Annotated in this window: 21 protein-coding genes; 5 read left to right on the top strand and 16 right to left on the bottom strand. The window is 40.0% G+C overall.

Annotation, left to right across the window (positions count from 1 at the left end; all coding sequences use genetic code 11):
* Nucleotides 1–10: 10 nt before the first annotated feature.
* Nucleotides 11–2752: a M14 metallopeptidase family protein gene (locus MWU56_RS10640; protein ID WP_247044402.1), complete on the bottom strand. Its 2742-nt coding sequence runs from the start codon at nucleotides 2750–2752 to the stop codon at nucleotides 11–13.
* A 147-nt stretch (nucleotides 2753–2899) separates the two neighbouring features.
* Here MWU56_RS10640 and hflX point away from each other — a divergent pair, with 147 nt between their 5' ends.
* Nucleotides 2900–4111: a GTPase HflX gene (gene hflX / locus MWU56_RS10645; RefSeq protein ID WP_247044405.1), complete on the top strand. Its 1212-nt coding sequence runs from the start codon at nucleotides 2900–2902 to the stop codon at nucleotides 4109–4111.
* Between the two features lie 266 nt (nucleotides 4112–4377).
* Here the strand turns inward: hflX and MWU56_RS10650 are convergent, their stop codons facing one another.
* The 10 genes from MWU56_RS10650 to MWU56_RS10695 form a co-directional block, all read right to left on the bottom strand.
* Nucleotides 4378–5310, bottom strand: coding sequence for a DUF3078 domain-containing protein (locus tag MWU56_RS10650; RefSeq protein ID WP_247044406.1), 933 nt, complete (start codon nucleotides 5308–5310; stop codon nucleotides 4378–4380).
* Nucleotides 5311–5529: 219 nt separating this feature from the next.
* Nucleotides 5530–6036: a DUF2480 family protein gene (locus MWU56_RS10655; protein ID WP_247044408.1), complete on the bottom strand. Its 507-nt coding sequence runs from the start codon at nucleotides 6034–6036 to the stop codon at nucleotides 5530–5532.
* A 65-nt stretch (nucleotides 6037–6101) separates the two neighbouring features.
* Entirely contained in the window at nucleotides 6102–6431 is a 330-nt protein-coding gene (locus MWU56_RS10660) for an iron-sulfur cluster assembly protein (RefSeq protein WP_100816841.1), read from the bottom strand.
* Between the two features lie 7 nt (nucleotides 6432–6438).
* Nucleotides 6439–6861: a SufE family protein gene (locus MWU56_RS10665; protein ID WP_247044410.1), complete on the bottom strand. Its 423-nt coding sequence runs from the start codon at nucleotides 6859–6861 to the stop codon at nucleotides 6439–6441.
* Nucleotides 6862–6933: 72 nt separating this feature from the next.
* Nucleotides 6934–8160, bottom strand: a complete 1227-nt coding sequence (locus MWU56_RS10670; RefSeq protein WP_317236536.1) for a cysteine desulfurase — start codon at nucleotides 8158–8160, stop codon at nucleotides 6934–6936.
* Between the two features lie 25 nt (nucleotides 8161–8185).
* Nucleotides 8186–9502, bottom strand: a complete 1317-nt coding sequence (sufD, locus tag MWU56_RS10675; protein WP_247044411.1) for a Fe-S cluster assembly protein SufD — start codon at nucleotides 9500–9502, stop codon at nucleotides 8186–8188.
* A gap of 80 nt (nucleotides 9503–9582) precedes the next feature.
* Nucleotides 9583–10335, bottom strand: a complete 753-nt coding sequence (sufC, locus tag MWU56_RS10680; protein WP_247044413.1) for a Fe-S cluster assembly ATPase SufC — start codon at nucleotides 10333–10335, stop codon at nucleotides 9583–9585.
* A gap of 17 nt (nucleotides 10336–10352) precedes the next feature.
* Entirely contained in the window at nucleotides 10353–11234 is an 882-nt protein-coding gene (locus MWU56_RS10685; protein ID WP_247044415.1) for an N-acyl homoserine lactonase family protein, read from the bottom strand.
* A 12-nt stretch (nucleotides 11235–11246) separates the two neighbouring features.
* Entirely contained in the window at nucleotides 11247–12692 is a 1446-nt protein-coding gene (gene sufB, locus MWU56_RS10690) for a Fe-S cluster assembly protein SufB (RefSeq protein ID WP_247044417.1), read from the bottom strand.
* A gap of 39 nt (nucleotides 12693–12731) precedes the next feature.
* Complete coding sequence (locus MWU56_RS10695) at nucleotides 12732–13061, bottom strand: HesB/IscA family protein (RefSeq protein ID WP_247044418.1); 330 nt, start codon at nucleotides 13059–13061, stop codon at nucleotides 12732–12734.
* A gap of 246 nt (nucleotides 13062–13307) precedes the next feature.
* Between MWU56_RS10695 and thiL the strand changes: the two genes are divergently transcribed.
* A complete protein-coding gene (gene thiL / locus MWU56_RS10700; RefSeq protein WP_247044420.1) occupies nucleotides 13308–14354 on the top strand; it encodes a thiamine-phosphate kinase in 1047 nt (348 codons plus the stop codon).
* A 120-nt stretch (nucleotides 14355–14474) separates the two neighbouring features.
* Here thiL and MWU56_RS10705 read toward each other — a convergent pair whose 3' ends face one another.
* Nucleotides 14475–14729 carry a hypothetical protein gene (locus tag MWU56_RS10705; protein WP_247044421.1) on the bottom strand — a complete coding sequence of 85 codons (255 nt, stop codon included), beginning with the start codon at nucleotides 14727–14729 and terminating at the stop codon, nucleotides 14475–14477.
* Between the two features lie 242 nt (nucleotides 14730–14971).
* Here MWU56_RS10705 and brnQ point away from each other — a divergent pair, with 242 nt between their 5' ends.
* The gene (gene brnQ, locus MWU56_RS10710; RefSeq protein ID WP_247044423.1) at nucleotides 14972–16267 is read left to right on the top strand and encodes a branched-chain amino acid transport system II carrier protein; all 1296 of its coding nucleotides are present in this window, start codon (nucleotides 14972–14974) and stop codon (nucleotides 16265–16267) included.
* A gap of 88 nt (nucleotides 16268–16355) precedes the next feature.
* On the opposite strand, the gene MWU56_RS10715 is transcribed toward brnQ, so the two are convergent.
* The 3 genes from MWU56_RS10715 to MWU56_RS10725 are packed head-to-tail and all read right to left on the bottom strand — an operon-like array spanning nucleotide 16356 to nucleotide 18541.
* On the bottom strand, nucleotides 16356–17027 hold the full coding sequence (locus MWU56_RS10715) for a cation transporter (protein WP_247044424.1): 672 nt from the start codon (nucleotides 17025–17027) through the stop codon (nucleotides 16356–16358).
* Nucleotides 17028–17064: 37 nt separating this feature from the next.
* Nucleotides 17065–17241 (bottom strand): hypothetical protein, encoded by a 177-nt coding sequence (locus MWU56_RS10720; RefSeq protein WP_247044425.1) that lies wholly within the window; start codon nucleotides 17239–17241, stop codon nucleotides 17065–17067.
* Between the two features lie 7 nt (nucleotides 17242–17248).
* Complete coding sequence (locus MWU56_RS10725) at nucleotides 17249–18541, bottom strand: aminopeptidase P family protein (protein ID WP_247044426.1); 1293 nt, start codon at nucleotides 18539–18541, stop codon at nucleotides 17249–17251.
* 77 nt (nucleotides 18542–18618) lie between these two features.
* On the opposite strand from MWU56_RS10725, the gene MWU56_RS10730 reads away from it, so the two are divergent.
* Both MWU56_RS10730 and MWU56_RS10735 read left to right on the top strand, forming a co-directional pair.
* The gene (locus tag MWU56_RS10730; RefSeq protein WP_247044428.1) at nucleotides 18619–19008 is read left to right on the top strand and encodes a DUF2721 domain-containing protein; all 390 of its coding nucleotides are present in this window, start codon (nucleotides 18619–18621) and stop codon (nucleotides 19006–19008) included.
* A gap of 180 nt (nucleotides 19009–19188) precedes the next feature.
* Nucleotides 19189–19620 (top strand): hypothetical protein, encoded by a 432-nt coding sequence (locus MWU56_RS10735; RefSeq protein WP_247044430.1) that lies wholly within the window; start codon nucleotides 19189–19191, stop codon nucleotides 19618–19620.
* A 13-nt stretch (nucleotides 19621–19633) separates the two neighbouring features.
* Here MWU56_RS10735 and MWU56_RS10740 read toward each other — a convergent pair whose 3' ends face one another.
* Nucleotides 19634–20518 carry a RimK family alpha-L-glutamate ligase gene (locus MWU56_RS10740; RefSeq protein ID WP_247044433.1) on the bottom strand — a complete coding sequence of 295 codons (885 nt, stop codon included), beginning with the start codon at nucleotides 20516–20518 and terminating at the stop codon, nucleotides 19634–19636.
* Nucleotides 20519–20581: the final 63 nt, after the last annotated feature.

The following is a 20581-nucleotide window of genomic DNA, read 5'->3' on the forward strand; positions in this document are numbered from 1 at the left end:
TAAGTTTAATTTAATCCTGACTATTTGATTTTTCTTCGATAGGTTCAGGGATCATAGATTGCCAATCTTTTGAAACTTCACGTTCGGCTTTGGGCAAATCCTTGGCATATAACAATGCATTAAACAACGTTCTGTAGGTTCCCATGGGCTGTCCTCGCCATTGGGGCTGATACCCGAAGAGCAACACATGGCCCTTGCCGTGCTCAACATCCAAAGCCACGGCCTTTCCATTCATATATTCTTCTCCTACCAAGAATCCTGACATCAATGGAGAACCCTTTTTCTGATATTTGGCCAATATCTCTCCTTCAAAACCGTCAAGAACCTCAAAAACCGGACTATTATAAACAAAAACGTTTGCCTTGTCCTGCATTCCTGCCATAACTGGGTGATTTGGATTGGTTTCCACCTGCATAATGGAACCTCCAGTAAAGAATTTGGCCCTATTCACCTTGTCCACAACATTTTTTACGGGAAGATGCAAAGCATTGATGGCAAAATTGGAACTTTGGTTCAATGTGATCAATGTTCCGCCTTGTTCTACAAAAGTGTTTAGGTTTTTTATGCCCAGCTCACCCAAACCTCCCGCATATTGCGGTGGGGCGGACCCAGCTTGCAATCCATTTTCAATGGTTCCATTTCTTTCAGAAGCCATTACAATCACATCAAAACGGTCTATTAAATTATTGGACATAAAATCTGAGTTTCTCACGGAGGTATAGGGCAAACCAAAATTATCCAATAACCAACGGGTCCAACCCATATCCATACTAGCTGTCCAAGGTCGGTATACCGCTATTCTTGATTTTACAGTGGCATCACCACTGCCCGAACCCAATCTCGCATTAATGGCATATTCCCTCACCCATTGGTTGATTCTGGAGCGACTGGCTCCCCTAACACCATAGTTGCGCGTATCCACATCGAAACTGATAGATAAACCATCTTCCATGGCCTCGCCCAAAACACGGAAAATATTGTTTTCCATTGGATCTAACCACAAAGTGGTCCCACTTCCTCGAAGCGTTCCGGGCAATGGTTTAATACCCGCAGCAACTTCATCAGTATCAAACCCGACACCTGGTGCAAAGTCTGATTTAACCAAGTCTGTTTCTTCATCATCCGTAGTTTCCAATGGAGTACCTTCCACAGGTTTCAATGCTTCCTTAAATGCATCCGTCAAAGGAACGGTTCCAGTCACCACATCAACCTCCATTTGAAAAGGAAGGGTCCATCCGGCCGCGTCATACGGTTGTTCTAACGGACCATCGGGAGAATCACGTAAATCCGGATATACTTGCACATCCAAAACCTGACGTACCATTTCCGCGAATTCTTGATTCATGGGAATTACCCAAGTTCCTTTAGGGTAGGTAACGCCAGAATACTCCATTGGTTGATCTAACTGCGAAATTTTAACTCCATTGAATGCCAAACGTTTCAACAATTCCACGGGACGGGAAGGATCTCGCTGTTTTTGTGGTATGATATAGGCATAGGGAGGTTCATTTTTATATTTTTCGATGGTCGTAACCGCAGCCTGATACTTATTAAAAAGTAAGGTTTCCTTGTATTTAGAAGCATAGTCCAATACAGCAATGGAGGCTGTTTGCATATATTGCATGGCATCGCTCATGCGCCACCAACCGCCCTTCCATGGACTATTGTACAACGATTCTACTCTTAGGTCCTTTCTGTTTTCGGGAAAATCCTGAATCGTATAAAAGTATGGGGTGGCATATCGGTACAATGCGGTTTCCGTCCAGAAAGATGGTATGTTTTGCATAACAGGCATATAATCTATGTACCCCGGATACCAGGCATCAAAACCTTTGCCCATGTGTACCGCTCCCGGCAACCCTTCGGTTTCCAATTCTTGGGCCATGGCCATCCCGATCATGTTTACTTCTCTTGCTACAATAGGCGGTGTTTGGGGCGCGATCGGTTCTGCAAACGGGGGAAGCCAAATTCGGGTAGGAAATGGCGATGATTGATGATGCACATGGATTATATTGGGCTCCCATTCCCTCCATGTTCTGCCCACAACACGAGATTCCAACATATTGAGCATATAAGCATCCCTATTGTTATCGTGTCCCACATATTTTTGATAGAGCCAAGGTGTTCTTGCCGTTTCATAAGGTGTTCCCACGTTAGACATGTACCAATTGGCGATAATATCCTGGCCATCCGGGTTTAATGATGGCCACAAAACCAATATTACATCATCTAAAATGGGTTTGAATTTTTTAGTATCTGCCTCACTAACAATTTGGTGTGCCAATGTAATAATATGTTGCGCACCTGCAACTTCCGAAGCATGCAATCCACCACTGATATCTACAATAGCCTTGCCTTCTTCTGCAAGCTTTAGCGCTTCTTCCTTTGATAGATCCTCGGGGTGCGCCAATTTTTGGGAAATAGCCTTGTAATGATCGATTTTGGCCAAGTTTTCTTTTGAAGAAATCAAGACATAATGCCAAGTACGCCCTTCGGAGGTTTTTCCGGTTTCCCGTATTTCCACCAATTCACTTGTGGCCGCGAGTTTTTGAAAGTATGCAATAGATTGTTCGTAAGTAGCCAAATGAAAATCCGATCCCACTTTGAATCCAATTTCATCATCAGGATTTGGAATGGTCGAACTTTGAGCATTGCTACCCAATGGAAGCAAAATTAAAAGCAATAAAAAACTAGTGAAAAGCTGTAAAAAACGATTGTGTTTTGGGTTGAAGGACGATTGAATGCTAAACATTGTACTGAGTTAGGATGGTTTAGGGCTTCAAGATAGGGAACAATCCAATTAAATAATAGGTTTTTCCCCTGTTCATCTGCCCTTAAAAGGTATAAAGAACATATTAGCTTCCAAACATTGTGTAGATTTGTATTCTAAACCCATTTAATGCTAGAAAAAAAGTCAATCGAATATGAAAAGGCCGTTCTCATAGGTGTTATGAACCAATACCAGAATGAGGACAAGGTAAAGGAGTACTTGGATGAACTTGAATTTTTGACCTATACTGCAGGAGGCGAGGTTGAAAAGAGATTTGTGCAACGGATTGATGTGCCCAATCCCAAAACATATATCGGGAGTGGGAAAATGGAAGAGGTGCGTCAATTTGTAAAAGAAAACGAAATTGGCTCTGTAATTTTTGATGATGAACTATCTCCTGCACAACAAAATAATATTGAAAAATTACTGCGCTGCAAAGTTCTGGACAGGACCAGCTTGATTTTGGACATTTTTGCCCAAAGAGCAAAAACAAGTTACGCGAGAACGCAAGTAGAGTTAGCGCAGTACGAATATTTATTGCCACGTTTAACCGGTCTTTGGACCCACTTGGAACGCCAGCGTGGTGGTATTGGTATGCGAGGACCCGGTGAAACCGAAATTGAAACGGATAGACGTATTGTTCGTGACCGAATAGCACTTCTCAAAAAGAAACTTGCCAAAATAGACCGCCAAATGGAAACACAACGGGGCAATCGTGGTTCCTTGGTCAGGGTTGCGCTTGTGGGATACACCAATGTTGGTAAATCCACCTTGATGAACGTGATAAGCAAAAGTGATGTGTTTGCAGAAAACAAACTTTTTGCCACGTTGGACACCACTGTTAGAAAAGTGGTTTTAGGAAACCTTCCCTTTTTGCTGAGCGATACCGTTGGATTTATAAGAAAACTGCCCACCCAACTCGTGGAAAGTTTCAAAAGTACCTTGGACGAGGTCCGAGAAGCAGATTTATTACTGCACGTTGTAGATATTTCGCATCCTAATTTTGAGGAGCATATTGATTCGGTAAACAAAATTTTGGACGAAATAGACAGTTCGGACAAGCCCAGCATCATGGTTTTTAATAAAATAGACCAGTATACCCCTGAAACTATTGATGAAGACGATTTAGTGACCGAACGCACCACCGCACATTTTACGTTGGATGAATGGAAAAAAACATATTTCAATAAACTTGGGGACAAGGCATTGTTTATTTCCGCGCTAAACAAGGAAAATATTGACGAATTTAGAAAGCGTGTTTACGATGCTGTCCGCGATATCCATGTAACCCGATTTCCCTACAATAACTTTTTGTACCCAGAACATTTGGACGAGTATTAATCCTATGAAGGTTTAATAGCTAACTTCTTCGGTGAACTGCAAAGCACAAATCGATTCACAACAATTTTTTGGGCATTCACAACAAAAATTTAGAAGCTGACAACCATCGGCATACTTTCACATTGTTTTTAAGTCATTTAGTGTCACAAGCAGATCTTATGGATCTTAACCTACTTAGACCATGGTCTTAAAAACACAAAAACATTTTTCACCCCACAAAAAAAGCCCTCTTGATCGAGGGCTTTTTTAGTTGCACTTTGCTATTATTAAAACTTATAACTAAGTCCTAGAGTCCAATAGGTTTGTAGTTCGTTGTCAATACTGTCAAATGTAGTACCGGGGTCGGGAGTTGGAGCATTGTTCACAAGGTAGTTCAAAGTCTCTTGTTTGTTGTTTCTCAATCCAAAATCGAACCCAACACCAATCATTTTCCATAACGTATAGCTAAAGGAATTTGTCCAGGTCCAGTTGCTCAAATCACTGCTTTTATAACTTTGGAACAGTGACAGGTTACTCTTAAAACTAACAGCACCAATTTGTTTGGTATAGTCTGCTACGATTTTTGCACCCAAGGACGATTCAAAAATTGTATCCTCACTGCTGAACACAAAATTGTAGTTGAGTGGATGCATTACAACAACCAAATCTGGGATTGGGGTCCATGTAGCACCAATACCAAAATCCAGATAACCAGGATCGTTAAAGTTGCTCAATATTGTTGTTCGATATTCCGCCAAAGCAGAAATGGCAAATTTTTCGCTCAGTTTTCTACCGTACAATGATGAGATATTGAACACATCAGTAGCTTGACGAAAACTATCATCATCTGTGGGGTCGTCTTTATCATCAAATTTTACCCAAGACAAGTTGAGATTGGCGGCATTTCTCCAAAAGAACTTTTCCTCTTGAAGGTTCGCAAAAGCGTTCACTGTAAACCCAATATTTCCTGTTGAGTTGTTGGGAATACCTTGTGCAAACCAGTTATTGAATTCGGAAATACTACCCCCAATAGTTCCGAACGCTCCGACTTTCCAGCCTGGAAGGGCATCCAATTGTGATTGTAGAGCATTCACACGAGCTTGAATAGCTGCAATAGAATCCTTTTTAGGGGCCATCTGAGCTTTGAGTTCTTCCTCGGTCTGAGCTTGCGCGGAGACTGTAAAAAGCAATCCCACGGCAACATAAAGCAATTTTTTCATAGTATGGAGTTTTTTATTTAGAACCGCAAAAATAAGAAAAGTGATACCCTTTTCCTCACTATTTTTTACTGGTCGTTTTTTATAACCTTACGGTCATTTAAATATGGTATACGGTGCTTTAATCTAAAGATATCCTACGCTATATTTAACAGTATCTCATCTTCACTTAGACTCTACTCAAATTGGCGTACTAAATGGTAGACATTAGAGAAATAAAAATTATTGTTTCTTCTTAAACAATGGTACCGAAGAACAGGCCTCACCATACATCACACTTTTGGCGACCTCTTGAATTTTAGAAACGGCGCCAATGTAAGCGTTTTCGGGAACGGGCTTATTGGAACATCCTTTTATGATTACGGGTTTATCCGTAAACTCAGTTACATCCAATTGTTCCAAAATAGTTTGGTAAAGTGCAGTTTCAAGATTTTCCAACGAACCGACCACTACTTTTTTTGCGTAGGGCTGTAGTTTGGAAGCTATCAACATAAACGCCCATCCCGGCACTATGGCTTCAGAAGAACATTGTAACGCTACGTAAGCACCTTGGTAAGCAGTCCAATCGTATTCTTCCAAATGTGCACGGAACTCTTTTTCACGCAAAATAAAGCCTTCGTACAACCAATCTTTAATATCCAACACCACACGTTCCCCTTTGGGATAATAATCCTCCAGGTTGAATGTAATCAACTTGCTTTGGGCTACTCTATTTACTATTTCGCTCATTAGATTTGAGTATTAAGATTTGAGTATTGAGATTTTTAAGTTCTCATTACTAAACTCTAACATCTTTATAGAAGTCCTAACTCCAATTTCGCTTCTTCGCTCATCAGTTCTTGGGTCCAAGGAGGATCAAAAGTGATTTCCACTTCTACGTCCTTCAGTACATCTATGGATTTTACCTTTTCTTCTACCTCAACAGGTAAAGTTTCAGCAACGGGGCAATTCGGCGATGTAAGTGTCATCAGGATCTTCACTTCATATTCCTCATTGACAAATACGTCGTAAATCAATCCCAGTTCGTAAATATCCACAGGGATTTCCGGATCATAAATCGTTTTGAGAACTTTTACGATTTTTTCGCCCAGTTCTTGTGTATCTATGGTGGTTTCTTCGCTCATCTTAATCTTATTTTAACTGTGTTTGATAGGCAACGGCGTACAATTTTAGTTGCTTGATCATGCTTACCAATCCATTGGCCCTTGTTGGCGACAAATGTTCCTTGAGACCGATTTCATCGATAAATTGGGTGTCGGCATCTATAATGTCCTGTGGCCTTTGGTTACTGAATGCCCTGATCAATATAGCAATAATGCCCTTAGTGATAATGGCATCACTATCGGCAGTAAAAACCAATTTGTCTGCATCCAGTTCGGCATGTACCCATACCTTACTTTGGCAACCTTTAATCAGGTTATCATCTGTTTTGTACTGTTCGGCTATCAACGGAAGGGATTTTCCGAGTTCAATCATATATTCATACCGTTGCATCCAGTCGTCGAACATGGAAAACTCGTCTATTATCTCTTCCTGTATTTCTTTTATGGTCATGCTGTGGTTTTGTTCAAAAGTACAATTCGGCAAGTTGCAATTCAAGTCTTTAAGATAAAGATAACTGTTGGACTACAGCAACATGTTTTTGGCCCGATTTACGCCTTCAACCAATTTGTCTACTTCTTCCATAGTATTGTAAAAACTAAAACTGGCCCTTACCGTTCCCGGTATCTTGTAAAAATCCATGATAGGTTGTGCACAATGATGCCCCGTGCGGACGGCGATGCCCAATTTATCCACAATAGTGCCAATATCGTACGGGTGAATCCCATCAATATTGAAGGATATCACCGAAGTTTTGTTCGCTGCAGTTCCATAGATTTTTAAACCCTCAATGGTAAGCAATTGTTCGGTAGCATATTGCACCAATTCATCTTCATATTGGGCAATGACTTCAAAACCGATACTGTTCATGTAATCCAAAGCTGCACCAAAGGCTATTCCTCCACAAATGTTTGGGGTTCCTGCCTCAAATTTGTGGGGCAAACCGGCATAGGTAGTTTTTTCAAACGTAACCTCTGCGATCATTTCGCCACCACCTTGGTATGGTGGTAATTTTTTGAGCCACTCCTCTTTGCCGTACAAGATTCCAACTCCTGTGGGTCCGCACATTTTATGGGCAGAAACGGTATAAAAATCGACATCGAGTGCCTGTAGATCGGTTTTTATATGGGCAGCTGCCTGTGCTCCATCAACCAGAACTGCCGCTCCCACTGTATGGGCTGCATCAACAATTTCTTTTACTGGGTTGATGGTTCCCAACGCATTGGAAACATGGTTAAAGAATACCAACTTGGTCTTTTCGGACAACAATTTGTGGTATTCTTCCATTATCAACTCCCCTTCCAGGTTCATTGGAATCACCTTAAGAACTGCTCCTGTCCGTTCACAAAGCATTTGCCAAGGCACAATATTTGAATGATGTTCCATGGCAGATACCAAAATCTCATCATTCTTTTTTAAGAACGAGCTAAATCCGTTCGCCACCAAATTGATGCTATCTGTAGTTCCAGAGGTCATGATCACCTCATGGGAATGGGCAATATTAAAATGTTTCTGGATTTTTTGCCTTGCTGCTTCGTAGGCATCGGTGGCTTCTTGTGACAAGGTATGTACGCCACGATGGATGTTGGCATTATAGCGGTGGTAATAATCAACAATGGCATCAATTACCTGCTGTGGTGTCTGGGAGGTAGCAGCATTGTCCAAATACACGAGAGGCTTCCCGTTCACCTCTCTTTGGAGGATTGGAAAGTCTTTTCTAATGGCCTGTATGTCCAACGTAGTCTCTATCATTCAAATACTGCTATGAAATACTATATTATAGATCAAAACCCATACGCACACCTAACTTATCGGCAATAATCTTGTTGATACGTGCCTTTAGCTCAGGAATTCGAACACTTTCCAAAACATTATTGGTAAAAGCATACATCAACAGGGCCTTGGCCTCTTTCTTGGGTATTCCTCTTGAACGCAGATAGAAAAGTGCTTCTTCGTTCAACTGGCCAATGGTACATCCATGTGAACATTTTACGTCATCCGCAAAAATTTCCAATTGAGGTTTTGAGTTGATGGTTGACTTATCGCTCAACAAAACATTATTGTTCTGCTGAAAGGCATCTGTTTTTTGGGCAATTTTATCCACTATTATCTTCCCATTGAAAACTCCTGTAGAACTATCTCCAAATATTCCTTTGTAATCTTGATGGCTCTCACAATTCGGTTGTGCATGGTGTACCAACGTGTGATGGTCTACATGCTGTTTATCTCCTAGAATGGTAATTCCTTTCAATGTAGAATCGATACGTTCCCCGTTTTGATAAAAATTGAGGTTATTACGAATCAATTTTCCACCCAACGAAAAGGTATGTACCCTTACCACGCTGCTATTCTTTTGGGAAATATAGGTGTTGTCCACCAAAGATGCTGTGGAAGCATCGTTCTGAACCTTGTAATAATCGACAATAGCATCCTTCCCTGCGAAAATTTCAGTCACAGAGTTAGTGAACACTTCATTGTCGGTTAAACTTTGATGACGTTCCATAATTTGAACCTCGGCATTATCCTCAGCAACAATCAAGTTTCTGGGCTGTAACATCAAAGCCGCTTCATTACCCGTGGCCAGATGCAAAATCTGGATAGGTTTTTTTGGCATTTTGTTCTTTGGGATGTAGATATACGCACCCTCTTTACTGAATGCCGTGTTCAATGAGGTCAAAGATTCATCCTTAGATGCCGCCTTATTAAAATAAACTTCAATCACCTGTTTGAACATAGGTTTGTTGAATGCAGAACTCATCAGACAGATATCTACACCATCGTGGGTAGTTTCAGATAGATAGGAACTATAAACTCCATCTACAAACACTATTTTATATGTGTCTATCTCATGTAAAAAATACTTTTTTACATCTTTGTATTCCAATGAAGTTTCCTGCTTTGGAAAAATGCTGAAATCTATCTTTTGCAAGCCTCTCAACGAGGTGTATTTCCAAGCTTCATCTTTTTTTGAAGGAAACCCTTTGGTTTCGAAGTTCTTAATGGCGTTAGATCTTTCTTCATGAACCGGATGGTCCAAATCGATGCCATCTTCAAAAGCCAAAAAAGAGGATACTAATTTTTCTTTTAAATCCATATTTTTTTCAGTTATCAGTTGTCAGTTTTCAGCTATAAATTATCTGAAATCTGATGTCTGAAATCTTACATCTGTTATTTTTAAACCGCAGCTTCTTCCTTTAACCAATCATATCCTTTTTCTTCCAACTCCAAAGCCAATTCCTTGGTACCGGATTTTACAATTTTTCCGTTGGAAAGCACATGAACAAAATCAGGAACGATATACTCTAACAATCTTTGGTAGTGTGTGATCACGATAATGGCATTATCCTTGCCGCGCAATTTGTTAACCCCGTTGGCAACGATTCGAAGTGCATCAATATCCAATCCTGAATCGGTTTCGTCCAAAATGGCCAACTTAGGTTCCATCATAGCCATTTGAAAGATTTCGTTTCGCTTTTTTTCACCGCCGGAAAACCCTTCGTTCAAGGAACGGGAAAGAAATTTTCTGTCAATTTCCAGCATTTCGGATTTCTCACGAATCTTCTTCAGCATTTCTTTGGCAGGCATATCCTCCAAACCTTGCGCTTTTCTTGATTCATTAATAGCCGTCTTCATAAAATTGGTTACCGATACCCCAGGAATCTCAACAGGGTATTGGAACGAAAGAAAAACCCCTTTATGAGCTCTCTCCTCTGGAGAAAGTTCCTCCAGATCCTCTCCTTCCAACATAATACTACCCTCTCCAACTACAAATTCTTCTTGGCCCGCTATTACTTCGGCCAAGGTACTTTTACCTGAGCCATTAGGGCCCATTATGGCATGTACTTCTCCTGCGTTCACCTTTAGGTTGATTCCTTTAAGGATTTCTTTATCTTCTACGCTTGCGTGTAAATTTTTGATTTCTAGCATGCTATTCTTTTTCAATATTATTTTAAATAATTGGGTGCCTTAGGCAATTTTTCAAAATCTTGTTTGGAGTGCTGCAAATAAACTTGTGCTCCTTTTTCTTCGGCAAATTTTTCAAAAGCTGCCATACTTTCTTTGGTCTGCGCCACATCAAAATTGAAAATTGGGACTCTTTTAAATTCCCTATTTTCATAAAAATGATACATGTCACCGGACAGTAAAAGTGGCCCATGCTCTGTTAAGTCCACAAAAAGCACTTGATGGCCCGGCGTATGACCTGGCATAAATTTTATTACAACGGTTCCGTCACCAAATACATCATAATCGGTATTGGCGATTTTTTTGATTTTGGTCAGGTCCTTAATTGCATTATAAATATCAGGATTGCTCTTTTGGTTTTCCTCGCTGGTCACAAAATCATATTCCTTTTCTTGTACCAACCAAGTTGATTTGGTAAAAGCATTGGCATGGCCGACATGATCGAAATGTGTATGTGAAAAAGCAATGAAATCGATGTCCTCTGGAGTCATTTCTATGGTTGCCAATTGATTGGCTACAGAATCTTTTCTTGAAACGGTAAAAGCTCCATCGGGCGAGGTAAAGGGTTCTTCCATACCCACTAAACTTTCCGGTAATCCGCCATCCCACAACAAGGTTCCCTTTGGATGAACAATTACGTAAAAAGCATCAGCAAATTCTTTGGATTGCCCTGTATAGGTAGTGTCCTGTGAAAACAGCTCCAACATATTGGCGTTCACAGTACCTCCATTAAATGCATATAGTTTCACTTCGGGTGGTGCCATTGACTCCTTTTCGGTTTCCGCTGTTATGGCGGTCTCCTTTTTGACCTGTTTACAAGCAAAAGCACTAACAATCAAAAGTGATAAGAATACTTTTTTCATGATTTTTCCCTTTTATCCTACAGAGCCTTCTAAACTTATTTCCAATAGTTTTTGAGCTTCAACCGCAAACTCCATTGGTAGTTTGTTCAACACTTCTTTACTAAATCCATTTACGATCAAGGCAATGGCTTTTTCTGTGTCTATTCCCCTTTGGTTACAATAGAAAATTTGATCCTCTCCAATTTTACTTGTCGTGGCCTCATGTTCTATCTGTGCCGATTTGTTTTTCACTTCAATATACGGGAAGGTATGAGCTCCACAACGGTTGCCCATCAACAATGAATCACATTGCGAGAAGTTCCTGGCATTTTCTGCCCTACTGTTCACTTGCACTAATCCTCTATAACTATTTTGTGATTGACCAGCGGAAATACCTTTGGAAATAATGGTGCTTTTGGTGTTTTTACCCAAATGAACCATTTTGGTTCCGGTATCTGCTTGTTGAAAATTGTTGGTTACGGCAATGGAATAAAACTCTCCTATGGAATTATCTCCTTTTAAGATGCAAGATGGATACTTCCAAGTTACAGCGGATCCTGTTTCCACTTGTGTCCAAGAGATTTTTGCGTTCTTTTCGCAAAGTCCACGTTTGGTCACAAAGTTGAAAACACCACCTTTTCCTTCATTGTTCCCTGGGTACCAGTTCTGAACCGTGGAATATTTGATTTCTGCATTGTCCAAGGCAATTAACTCCACTACGGCTGCATGCAATTGATTTTCGTCTCGGGATGGCGCAGTACACCCTTCCAAATAACTTACGTAGCTACCTTCTTCGGCAATTACCAAGGTTCTTTCGAACTGACCTGTTCCAGCTTGGTTAATTCGGAAATATGTTGATAGTTCCATTGGGCATCTTACCCCTTTTGGAATGTAACAGAAAGACCCGTCCGAGAAAACAGCGGAGTTCAATGCTGCGTAAAAATTGTCTTTTCGTGGCACAACGGTTCCTAGATATTTCTTTACCAATTCCGAATGTTCCTTGATAGCTTCGGAAATGGAACAAAATATAATTCCTTTTTCGGCCAATGTTTTTTTGAAAGTGGTGGCTACGGAAACGGAATCCATAACAATATCTACTGCAACCCCGGCCAATTTTTTCTGCTCATCAACCGAGATTCCCAATTTTTTGAACGTGTCCAAAAGTTCTGGGTCCACCTCATCCAAACTGTCATACTTGGGTTTTTTGTTGGGTGCTGAATAATAGGAAATATCTTGGAAATTGGGTTTTTGGTACGTCACGTTAGCCCATTCCGGTTCTTCCATTTCTTTCCATGCACGAAAAGCTTCCAAACGCCATTCCGTCATCCAGTCCGGCTCTTCTTTCTTTTTGGAAATGGCAATTACGATGTCCTCGTTCAACCCTTTTGGCAGCGTATCGGAATCGATATCCGTGTAGAAGCCGTACTCGTACTCTTTGGTTTCCAGTTCCTTTTTTAATTCTTCCTCTGTGTAAGCCATATATCCTTAAATTAGCCAATTACAGGCTTTTAATCAATTTTAAAGTGAAAAACTTTCTCCACATCCGCAGGTTCTTTGGGCATTGGGGTTGTTAAAAACAAAGCCCTTGCCGTTTAAACCTCCTGAATACTCCAAAGTGGTGCCGACCAAATACAAAAAACTCTTTTTATCAACGATGATGCGCACATCATTATCTTCAAAAACCTTATCTGTATCTGCTGCGGATTTGTCAAAGTCTAGCTCATAAGACAATCCACTACAACCTCCACTTTTTACTCCAACACGGACAAAATCAGTAGCTGCATCAAAACCTCCCTCGGTCATGAGCGACACTACTTTATGTCTGGCTGATTCTGAAACCTTAATCATCTTACTTGTATTTATTCTAAATAGCTTACAAATATACTGTTTAAGGAGGGTTTTACCATAGCATCTAACATTATTATAACGAATGATTCCATAGGGAATTCCTATGAAAACGGTGATTGATTTGCCAATAGCGGGTGTCCGCTTATTTTCCCATAGTTTCTTTTTTAATATGGATTGTTTCCGAAGTAAAAATTTTAAGTTCCTTTCTACACCGCTATTTACAATTATCCTCATTATTTTTGCAAAATGCTAGAAGACAAGAATCAAGAACGTACTTCGTTGGAAAAATTGGGCGAGTTTGGCCTAATAGAACACCTTACCAAAAACTTTGAACTGAAGCAAGCGTCATCCATGATCGGGATTGGGGATGATGCCGCTGTAATGGATCATAATGGAAAAAAAACCGTCATTTCCACCGATATGCTGGTGGAAGGTGTTCATTTTGATTTAAGCTACATGCCGCTAAAGCATTTGGGCTACAAATCGGTAATGGTGAACCTTTCCGATATTTATGCGATGAACGCCATGGCCACACAAGTAACAATATCCTTGGCCATTTCCAATAGATTTCCTTTGGAGGCGCTAGAAGAATTTTATGAAGGAGTTGCCTTGGCCTGCAAGTTGTACAATGTGGATTTGGTTGGTGGAGACACAACTTCGTCAACACGGGGAATGATTATCAGCGTTACTGCCATTGGGATCGCAGATGAAAATGAAATTGTGTATCGAAGCGGCAGTAAACCCAATGATTTGTTAGTGGTAACGGGTGACATTGGTGGCGCATACTTGGGACTACAAGTATTGGAACGAGAAAAAGAAGTCTTTAAAGTGAACCCAAACAATCAACCCGATCTTGAACCCTATTCATATATTGTTGAACGTCAATTAAAGCCTGAAGCTCGTAAAGATGTCATAGAACTGTTACAAAAATTGGAGGTACAGCCAACTTCCATGATCGATATTAGTGATGGTCTTTCTTCCGAAGTAATGCATTTGTGCAAACACAGTGATTTGGGCTGTAATGTTTTTGAAGATAAGATTCCATTGGATCCCACGGTGATTGCTGCCTCGGAAGAATTTAAAATGGACAGTACCATGATAGCATTGAGCGGCGGAGAAGATTATGAACTGTTGTTCACCATTGACCAGTCCGATTTTCCAAAAATAAAAGCGAACCCAAACCTAACGGTGATAGGTCACATGACTGAAAAGAGTGAAGGTGTTCATTTGATTACAAGGGCAGAAACTAAAATTCCAATCACTGCACAGGGCTGGAACTCATTCAACAAATAAAAAAATCCCGAAAATCAAGGGCTTCCCTACAACATGGTATTGGGGCACGCAACCATTAGCAGCAGGTAATTACTTAAGTTTCCGGGATAAGATTTGGGCTTTTTCTAAAAGAAAAAAGGGTTATGCCACTTGGTGCACCACCCTACTTTTTCGTTTTCTGTACATATCTTCCAACGTACTGTTTATTTCTTGCATTTGAGGAGTCAGAGTAGATAGTTTTCCACTAACATCCGTTGTAACCTCTTTTTGGCAGTGCACACATTTGTATTCTTTGATGTGCTCCGTCACTTTTTTGGAAACCACATAATGGTGCCCGAACAAACTACAGAAGAAGGAAGAAAATAAGTTGCCATGTTGCGTAGTAGATGTTTTCATAAGCTGGTTTTGTTTGTAGAAAAGCAATGATTTACGAAATGGGGCTTCGAAAAATGCTTACATTGGTTAATTGTAATTGTTTGTTATATAAATAATATTTGAAGTTTCTCTTTTACCGAAACGAATGTTGATAACTTTTTATTTTACGATTACGCTGATAAAATATTTTTTTCGATGAAATGCAAGTAAATCGATAAAACGTCAACTTTTTCCGCCTAAAAACACCTTTGTAATATATAACATTGAAAACTAATTATCAACAACACTTAGACAAAAAATCGGTAATTGTAACTGCTTTTGCTCTTTTTTCTCTCTTTTTTGGAGCAGGAAATCTTGTTTTGCCCCCATTATTAGGTTTTAAGTCCGGTATTCTTTGGTGGTTGGTGGCTGTTGGGTTTTGTGTTTCGGGGGTTCTTATACCCATTATGGGAATTATGGCCTATGCCAGACTGCAAGGCACTCTATTCGATTTCGCCAAAAAAGTATCCCCCTTGTTCAGTGTGGTATACTGCTATTTAATATACGCGATTGCAATTGCACTGCCTTCGCCCAGGACGGCTTCCGTTACGCATGAAATGGCCATACAGCCTTTTTGGAATTCTTCCTCGTTACTTACCAGCTTAATCTATTTTATATTGGTATTTGTATTTGTCATTAATCGTTCCAGAGTTTTAAATGTTGTGGGCAAAGTGTTGACTCCGGGGATCCTAATTATTTTATGTGCACTTATAGCCACTGCTGTTTTTAACTTGGACTTTGACTTTTCACCCACAGAAATGAATCAACCGTTTAGTTCAGGAATTCTAGAGGGCTACCAAACTTTTGACGCCATTGGATCTGTCGTAGTTGGCGCTGTGATCATCATATCTATCAATCTAAAAGAAAAGACAGCTTCGTTCAAAGAAAAAAGGAGACTTATCCAAAGAGCTGGTCTTTTGGCTGGAACAGGACTGTTTTTGGTTTATGGAGGCCTCATTTTTACAGGGGCTTTGTTTGGCGACTCATTTGATCCAGAAATCTCTAGAACAGCCCTTTTGCGCGGTATTAGCACAGCGACCTTGGGAAAAACAGCAAATTTACTCCTTAGTATTTTAGTGAGTCTGGCCTGCTTTACAACCGCAGTGGGTATTGTAACCGGAACCTCCGATTTTATAAAAGAGCGTTTCAACGGTTCTATTTTAGCTTATCGAAGCACCGCTTTTTTAGGTTGTATTTTGGGTATTTTGATTGGTCAGTTTGATGTGGCCTATATAATTACCGTAGCCGTTCCTTCTTTAATGTTTATTTACCCTATTACCATCATTTTAATTTTACTCAACGTAGTCCCTGAAAAATGGGGGTCCTCTATGGTATTCAAATGGGTAGTGAGCACAACTATTGTATTCAGTGTTCCGGATTTTTTGGGAAGTATTGGGCTGGGTGAGCATATTTCTCCCTATGTTGATTGGATTCCACTGAGCCAACATCATATGGGATGGGTATTTCCTGCGTTGATTGTATTTATTCTTTCGAATGTAAATATCCAAAAAAGGGCCTAAGTTGCCAGGTTAAGCTTGTTTTCTTTATAACTGCAAAAGAATAATTCTACTCACCCCTAAAGCACAATGATTAAAGTTTGGCTGCGTGTTAGTCGCAACAATGGAAGTGGTTGCTCCTAGCCTTTTCAAAACATTCCTTCCCTTCCGAAAAAGCAAAGTACGCCAATCCTAAAGTGCCCAGGCTATCAACATAGGGAATCTCGAATAGAGCATAAATTCCACTGCTTACCAATAAAATAATGGACATATACACACAAACCAATGTGCAATTGGCATCGGCCAAAATTGGTTTGGAATTTAATTGACGACCAACTTTTCTTTTCCACCATACCAAAATCCACATGATCAATATGGAAATAGTTGATATGACCACTCCCCAAAAAGTGGTCAGTGGCTTATGCCCGGTCCATATATTATACACGCTGGAAACAACCAACCCCACGACCAAAAGATAAAAAGCAACTCCCGTAACCCTTAGTGCTGTTCTCTCAAAACGATCACGGTTACTATCCGGGCTTTTTTGGATACGTAAAACCATATGTGCAATGCCAAGTCCAGAAATTACCTCAATAAAACTATCCGTGCCAAAACCAAACAGAGCTAGACTTTCATCTTCAAAACCCAAATATGTAGCAATTAGTCCCTCGGCAATGTTGTATATTACGGTAAACATGGCCAGAGCAAATGCAATTCGATATAGTTTATCCTGATTCTCCAAAATGCTACGATTATATTTATCTGAAGTTAATCGATCAAGCATTGAATCCCAAATTTGCCAAAACCACTTGGCGATACAACTATTCCGAGCCCCGGTTCTTTTTATTGTATAAGTAAATGGCATAGGCAATCCCCGCCAAGATTACAAAAGGTAGATAACTCCCGATAACAACTCCTATTTCGTAAGCACTGTCCGGAGCTTCCTTCATCTTTTTTTCAATATCGGTTTGCTGTATTAATAATAGTATAAACTTCATTTTTGGGTTACTTGTTCATCAATTCCTCTATTTCACCTATCTCAATGGGAATATTGCGCATTAAATTAAATGGTTCTCCTTTTTCCCGAATGACCACATCATCTTCTAAACGAATCCCCATTCCTTCGTCTGGTATGTAAATTCCGGGTTCTACCGTAAATACCATATTGGCCTTCATTGGTTTTTTTAACTCGCCATAATCGTGCGTGTTCAATCCAATATGATGACTCGTTCCATGCATAAAGTATTTTTTGTATGCGGGCCAATCCGGGTTTTCATTCTGTACATCCGCACTATCCAACAAGCCCAAACCGATTAACTCGGAGGTCATAAGTTTTCCTACTTCTTTGTGATATTCTGCCCACAGCGTTCCTGGTACCAACATTTTGGTGGCTTCATTTTTAACCCGTAGTACAGCGTTGTACACTTCTTTTTGTCTTGCTGTAAATTTTCCGTTTGTTGGAATGGTGCGGGTCATATCACTGGAATAATTTGCATACTCTGCAGCAAGATCCATTAAAATCAATTCACCATCTTTCACCTGCCGGTTGTTCTCTACATAATGGAGCACATTGGCATTTGCTCCGGCCGCAATAATGGGGGTATAGGCAAAACCCTTTGAGCGGTTCCTAATAAACTCGTGCAAAAATTCAGCCTCGATCTCATATTCCCAAACACCAGGTTTTACAAAACCTAATATCCTCCTAAATCCTTGTTCGGTGATATCGCATGCCCTTTGTATCAATTCAATTTCCTCTTGCTCCTTAACTCCACGAATATTTTGTAAAATAGAATTGCTCTTTGCCCACTGATGCGCCGGATATTCCTTTTTACATTTTTCTATAAACCGATCTTCGCGTGTTTGTGTCTCCACGGCTTGGCGATAATGTTCGTTGGTGTTAAAATATATCGTATCAGCTTCTGTCATCAAATCAAAGAAAACTTTATCAAAATCTGTCAACCAATAAATGGTTTCTATCCCCGAAACCTCCGTTGCTTTATTTTTGGTCAGTTTAGCACCTTCCCACACGGCAATGTGATCATTGGTTTCCCTAACAAACAAGACTTCCCTGTGTTTGGGGTCCATGGCATCTGGAAAAAGCAATAAAATAGTTTCTTCTTGATCTGCTCCGCTCAAATAGAAAATATCCCGATCCTGTTCAAAAGGCAAAGTACTGTCCGCTCCAATGGGATAGATGTCGTTAGAGTTGAACACTGCTATGCTTTTCGGCTTCATTTGAGCCATGAATTTTTTACGGTTCTTTACAAAAAGATTGTGGTCTATTTGAGCGTATTTCATATAAAATAAGATTTTCCCAAATGTAGGTAATTGCGTTACCGAAGACAAATTCTTACCTTCCAGATCAAATTGAAACCATGCAGCTTAATCTAAGTATTCCAGCCCTTCTTTTTCCTGCCATTTCTTTGACAATGTTGGCTTACAACGCCCGTTATTTGGCTATTGCGGCATTGATCAGACAATTGCACAAACAATTTGAACAAACCTCTGCCCAACCTTTAAAACAACAAATTAATCAATTGCGTGCCCGCTTGGGCATTATCAAAAATATGCAGGCTTCTGCAATCATCAGTTTTTTATTGGCCGCCGTAACCATGTTCTTGATTTATGTGGAAATGCATGTTTGGGCAAATATAATTTTTGGCATAAGTCTGATTTTTTTGATGATTTCTTTGATCCTCTCGCTTTTAGAGGTGCAACTTTCTACTAAAGCCTTGGGCATTCAATTAAAAAACATGGAGAAATAATCAGTTAATTAAACAACCTCTGTAGGAAATGTTCATATCGATTTAACCACATCTGACGGTCCATCAATTGAAACGTCCTTTGCGCCAATTCTCAAGGCGCATTGGTAAAAGCAACTCAAATATAACTCCAGCGTACATTTAATTTTGATGATAAATTGACTCATCAAAATGAAAGGACATATGCAGAGCGTTAAGGATTTAGCGTTTTTTAAAAATATAAGGGAAATAAGGGAGTACGAGTTTGGAGTTTTCTATTTTTTTGATGGGTTGGTGATCTCGGAAATGAATGAAGGTGAAACTTTTGATTGGCCAAGTGCCAAAAAAATCGTGAATGTTGCTTACGAAATCTTGAGTAAGGACAAACCCATTGCCTACATCAGTAATCGAATTAATAACTATTCCGTTGTACCTACGGATTGGCTAAAATTTTATAAGCATCGACACCAACTGGAATTTTATAGCGTAGTCGCCTACAATAAGAGTGGATTGGCAAGTGTGGTTTTAGAACGAATGTTCTTTCGTAGTAATATACGGCAATTCTCAAATTTGGAAGATGCCATTAAGTGGAGCTTGTCCAAAGTCAATAAACAAGAAATAGACTTTCCCACATAAAGCTATGTTTCCATTATTTTCTTTTTACTTTCCTCTCCACATATTGAACAATACACTTGGCCACATTCAACCCTGTTGCCGCCTCAATGCCCTTTAATCCAGGAGATGCATTTACCTCTATCAACAATGGGCCGTTCTTGGACCTAATTAGATCCACACCGGCCACTCCCAAACCTAAATGTTTGGTTGCATTGATGGCCATGAATTTTTCGCGTGGGGTCAACTGCACTTCTTCAACATTTGCACCACGGTGAACGTTAGATCTAAAATCGTCCCGTTCGCTCGTTCGTTTCATACTGGCTACAATTTTGTTGCCCACCACTACAATCCTAAGATCTTCACCATTTGCCTCCTCGATATACTCTTGCAACAAAATATTGCTGTTCATAGCGTATAATGTATCAATCACAGATATTGCCGATTTTTTGCTCTCTGCCAAAATAACTCCTTTGCCCTGAGTACCCTCTTGCAGTTTAATAATTACCGGAGTTCCTCCTAAAAGTTCAATTTGATCAGTCACATTATTTGGATTGATGGAAAATACAGTTTTGGGGACTGGAATGCCTTTTTTGGACATCAGTTGTAGCGTGGACACCTTGTTTCTGGCTTTAACAATACCAAGTGAGTGTGCTGTGCTAAACACGTGGTTGATTTCAAACTGTTTTACGATAGCAGCACCATGGCGGGTGACCGTTGTTCCAATTCTTGGTACAATGGCATCAAAGTCATCCGTAATATTATCTGTTCCAAAAAATATCCGAGGCTTATCACCCCCTAATTGTACGGAACATTTTGTATGGTCGATATGTTCCACGAAATGACCTGCCTTTTCAAACTCCTCGGCAATCCTAGCAGTAGAGTACACATTGAGGCTTACGGATAGAATGGCTACGTCCATTTATTCTTTCAGTTTCATCCAAATTCGGACAATTATTTGGATTTTCCTTTTCTGTATATGTTT

The sequence above is a fragment of the Allomuricauda sp. F6463D genome (assembly GCF_023015965.1).
Taxonomy (GTDB): domain Bacteria; phylum Bacteroidota; class Bacteroidia; order Flavobacteriales; family Flavobacteriaceae; genus Flagellimonas.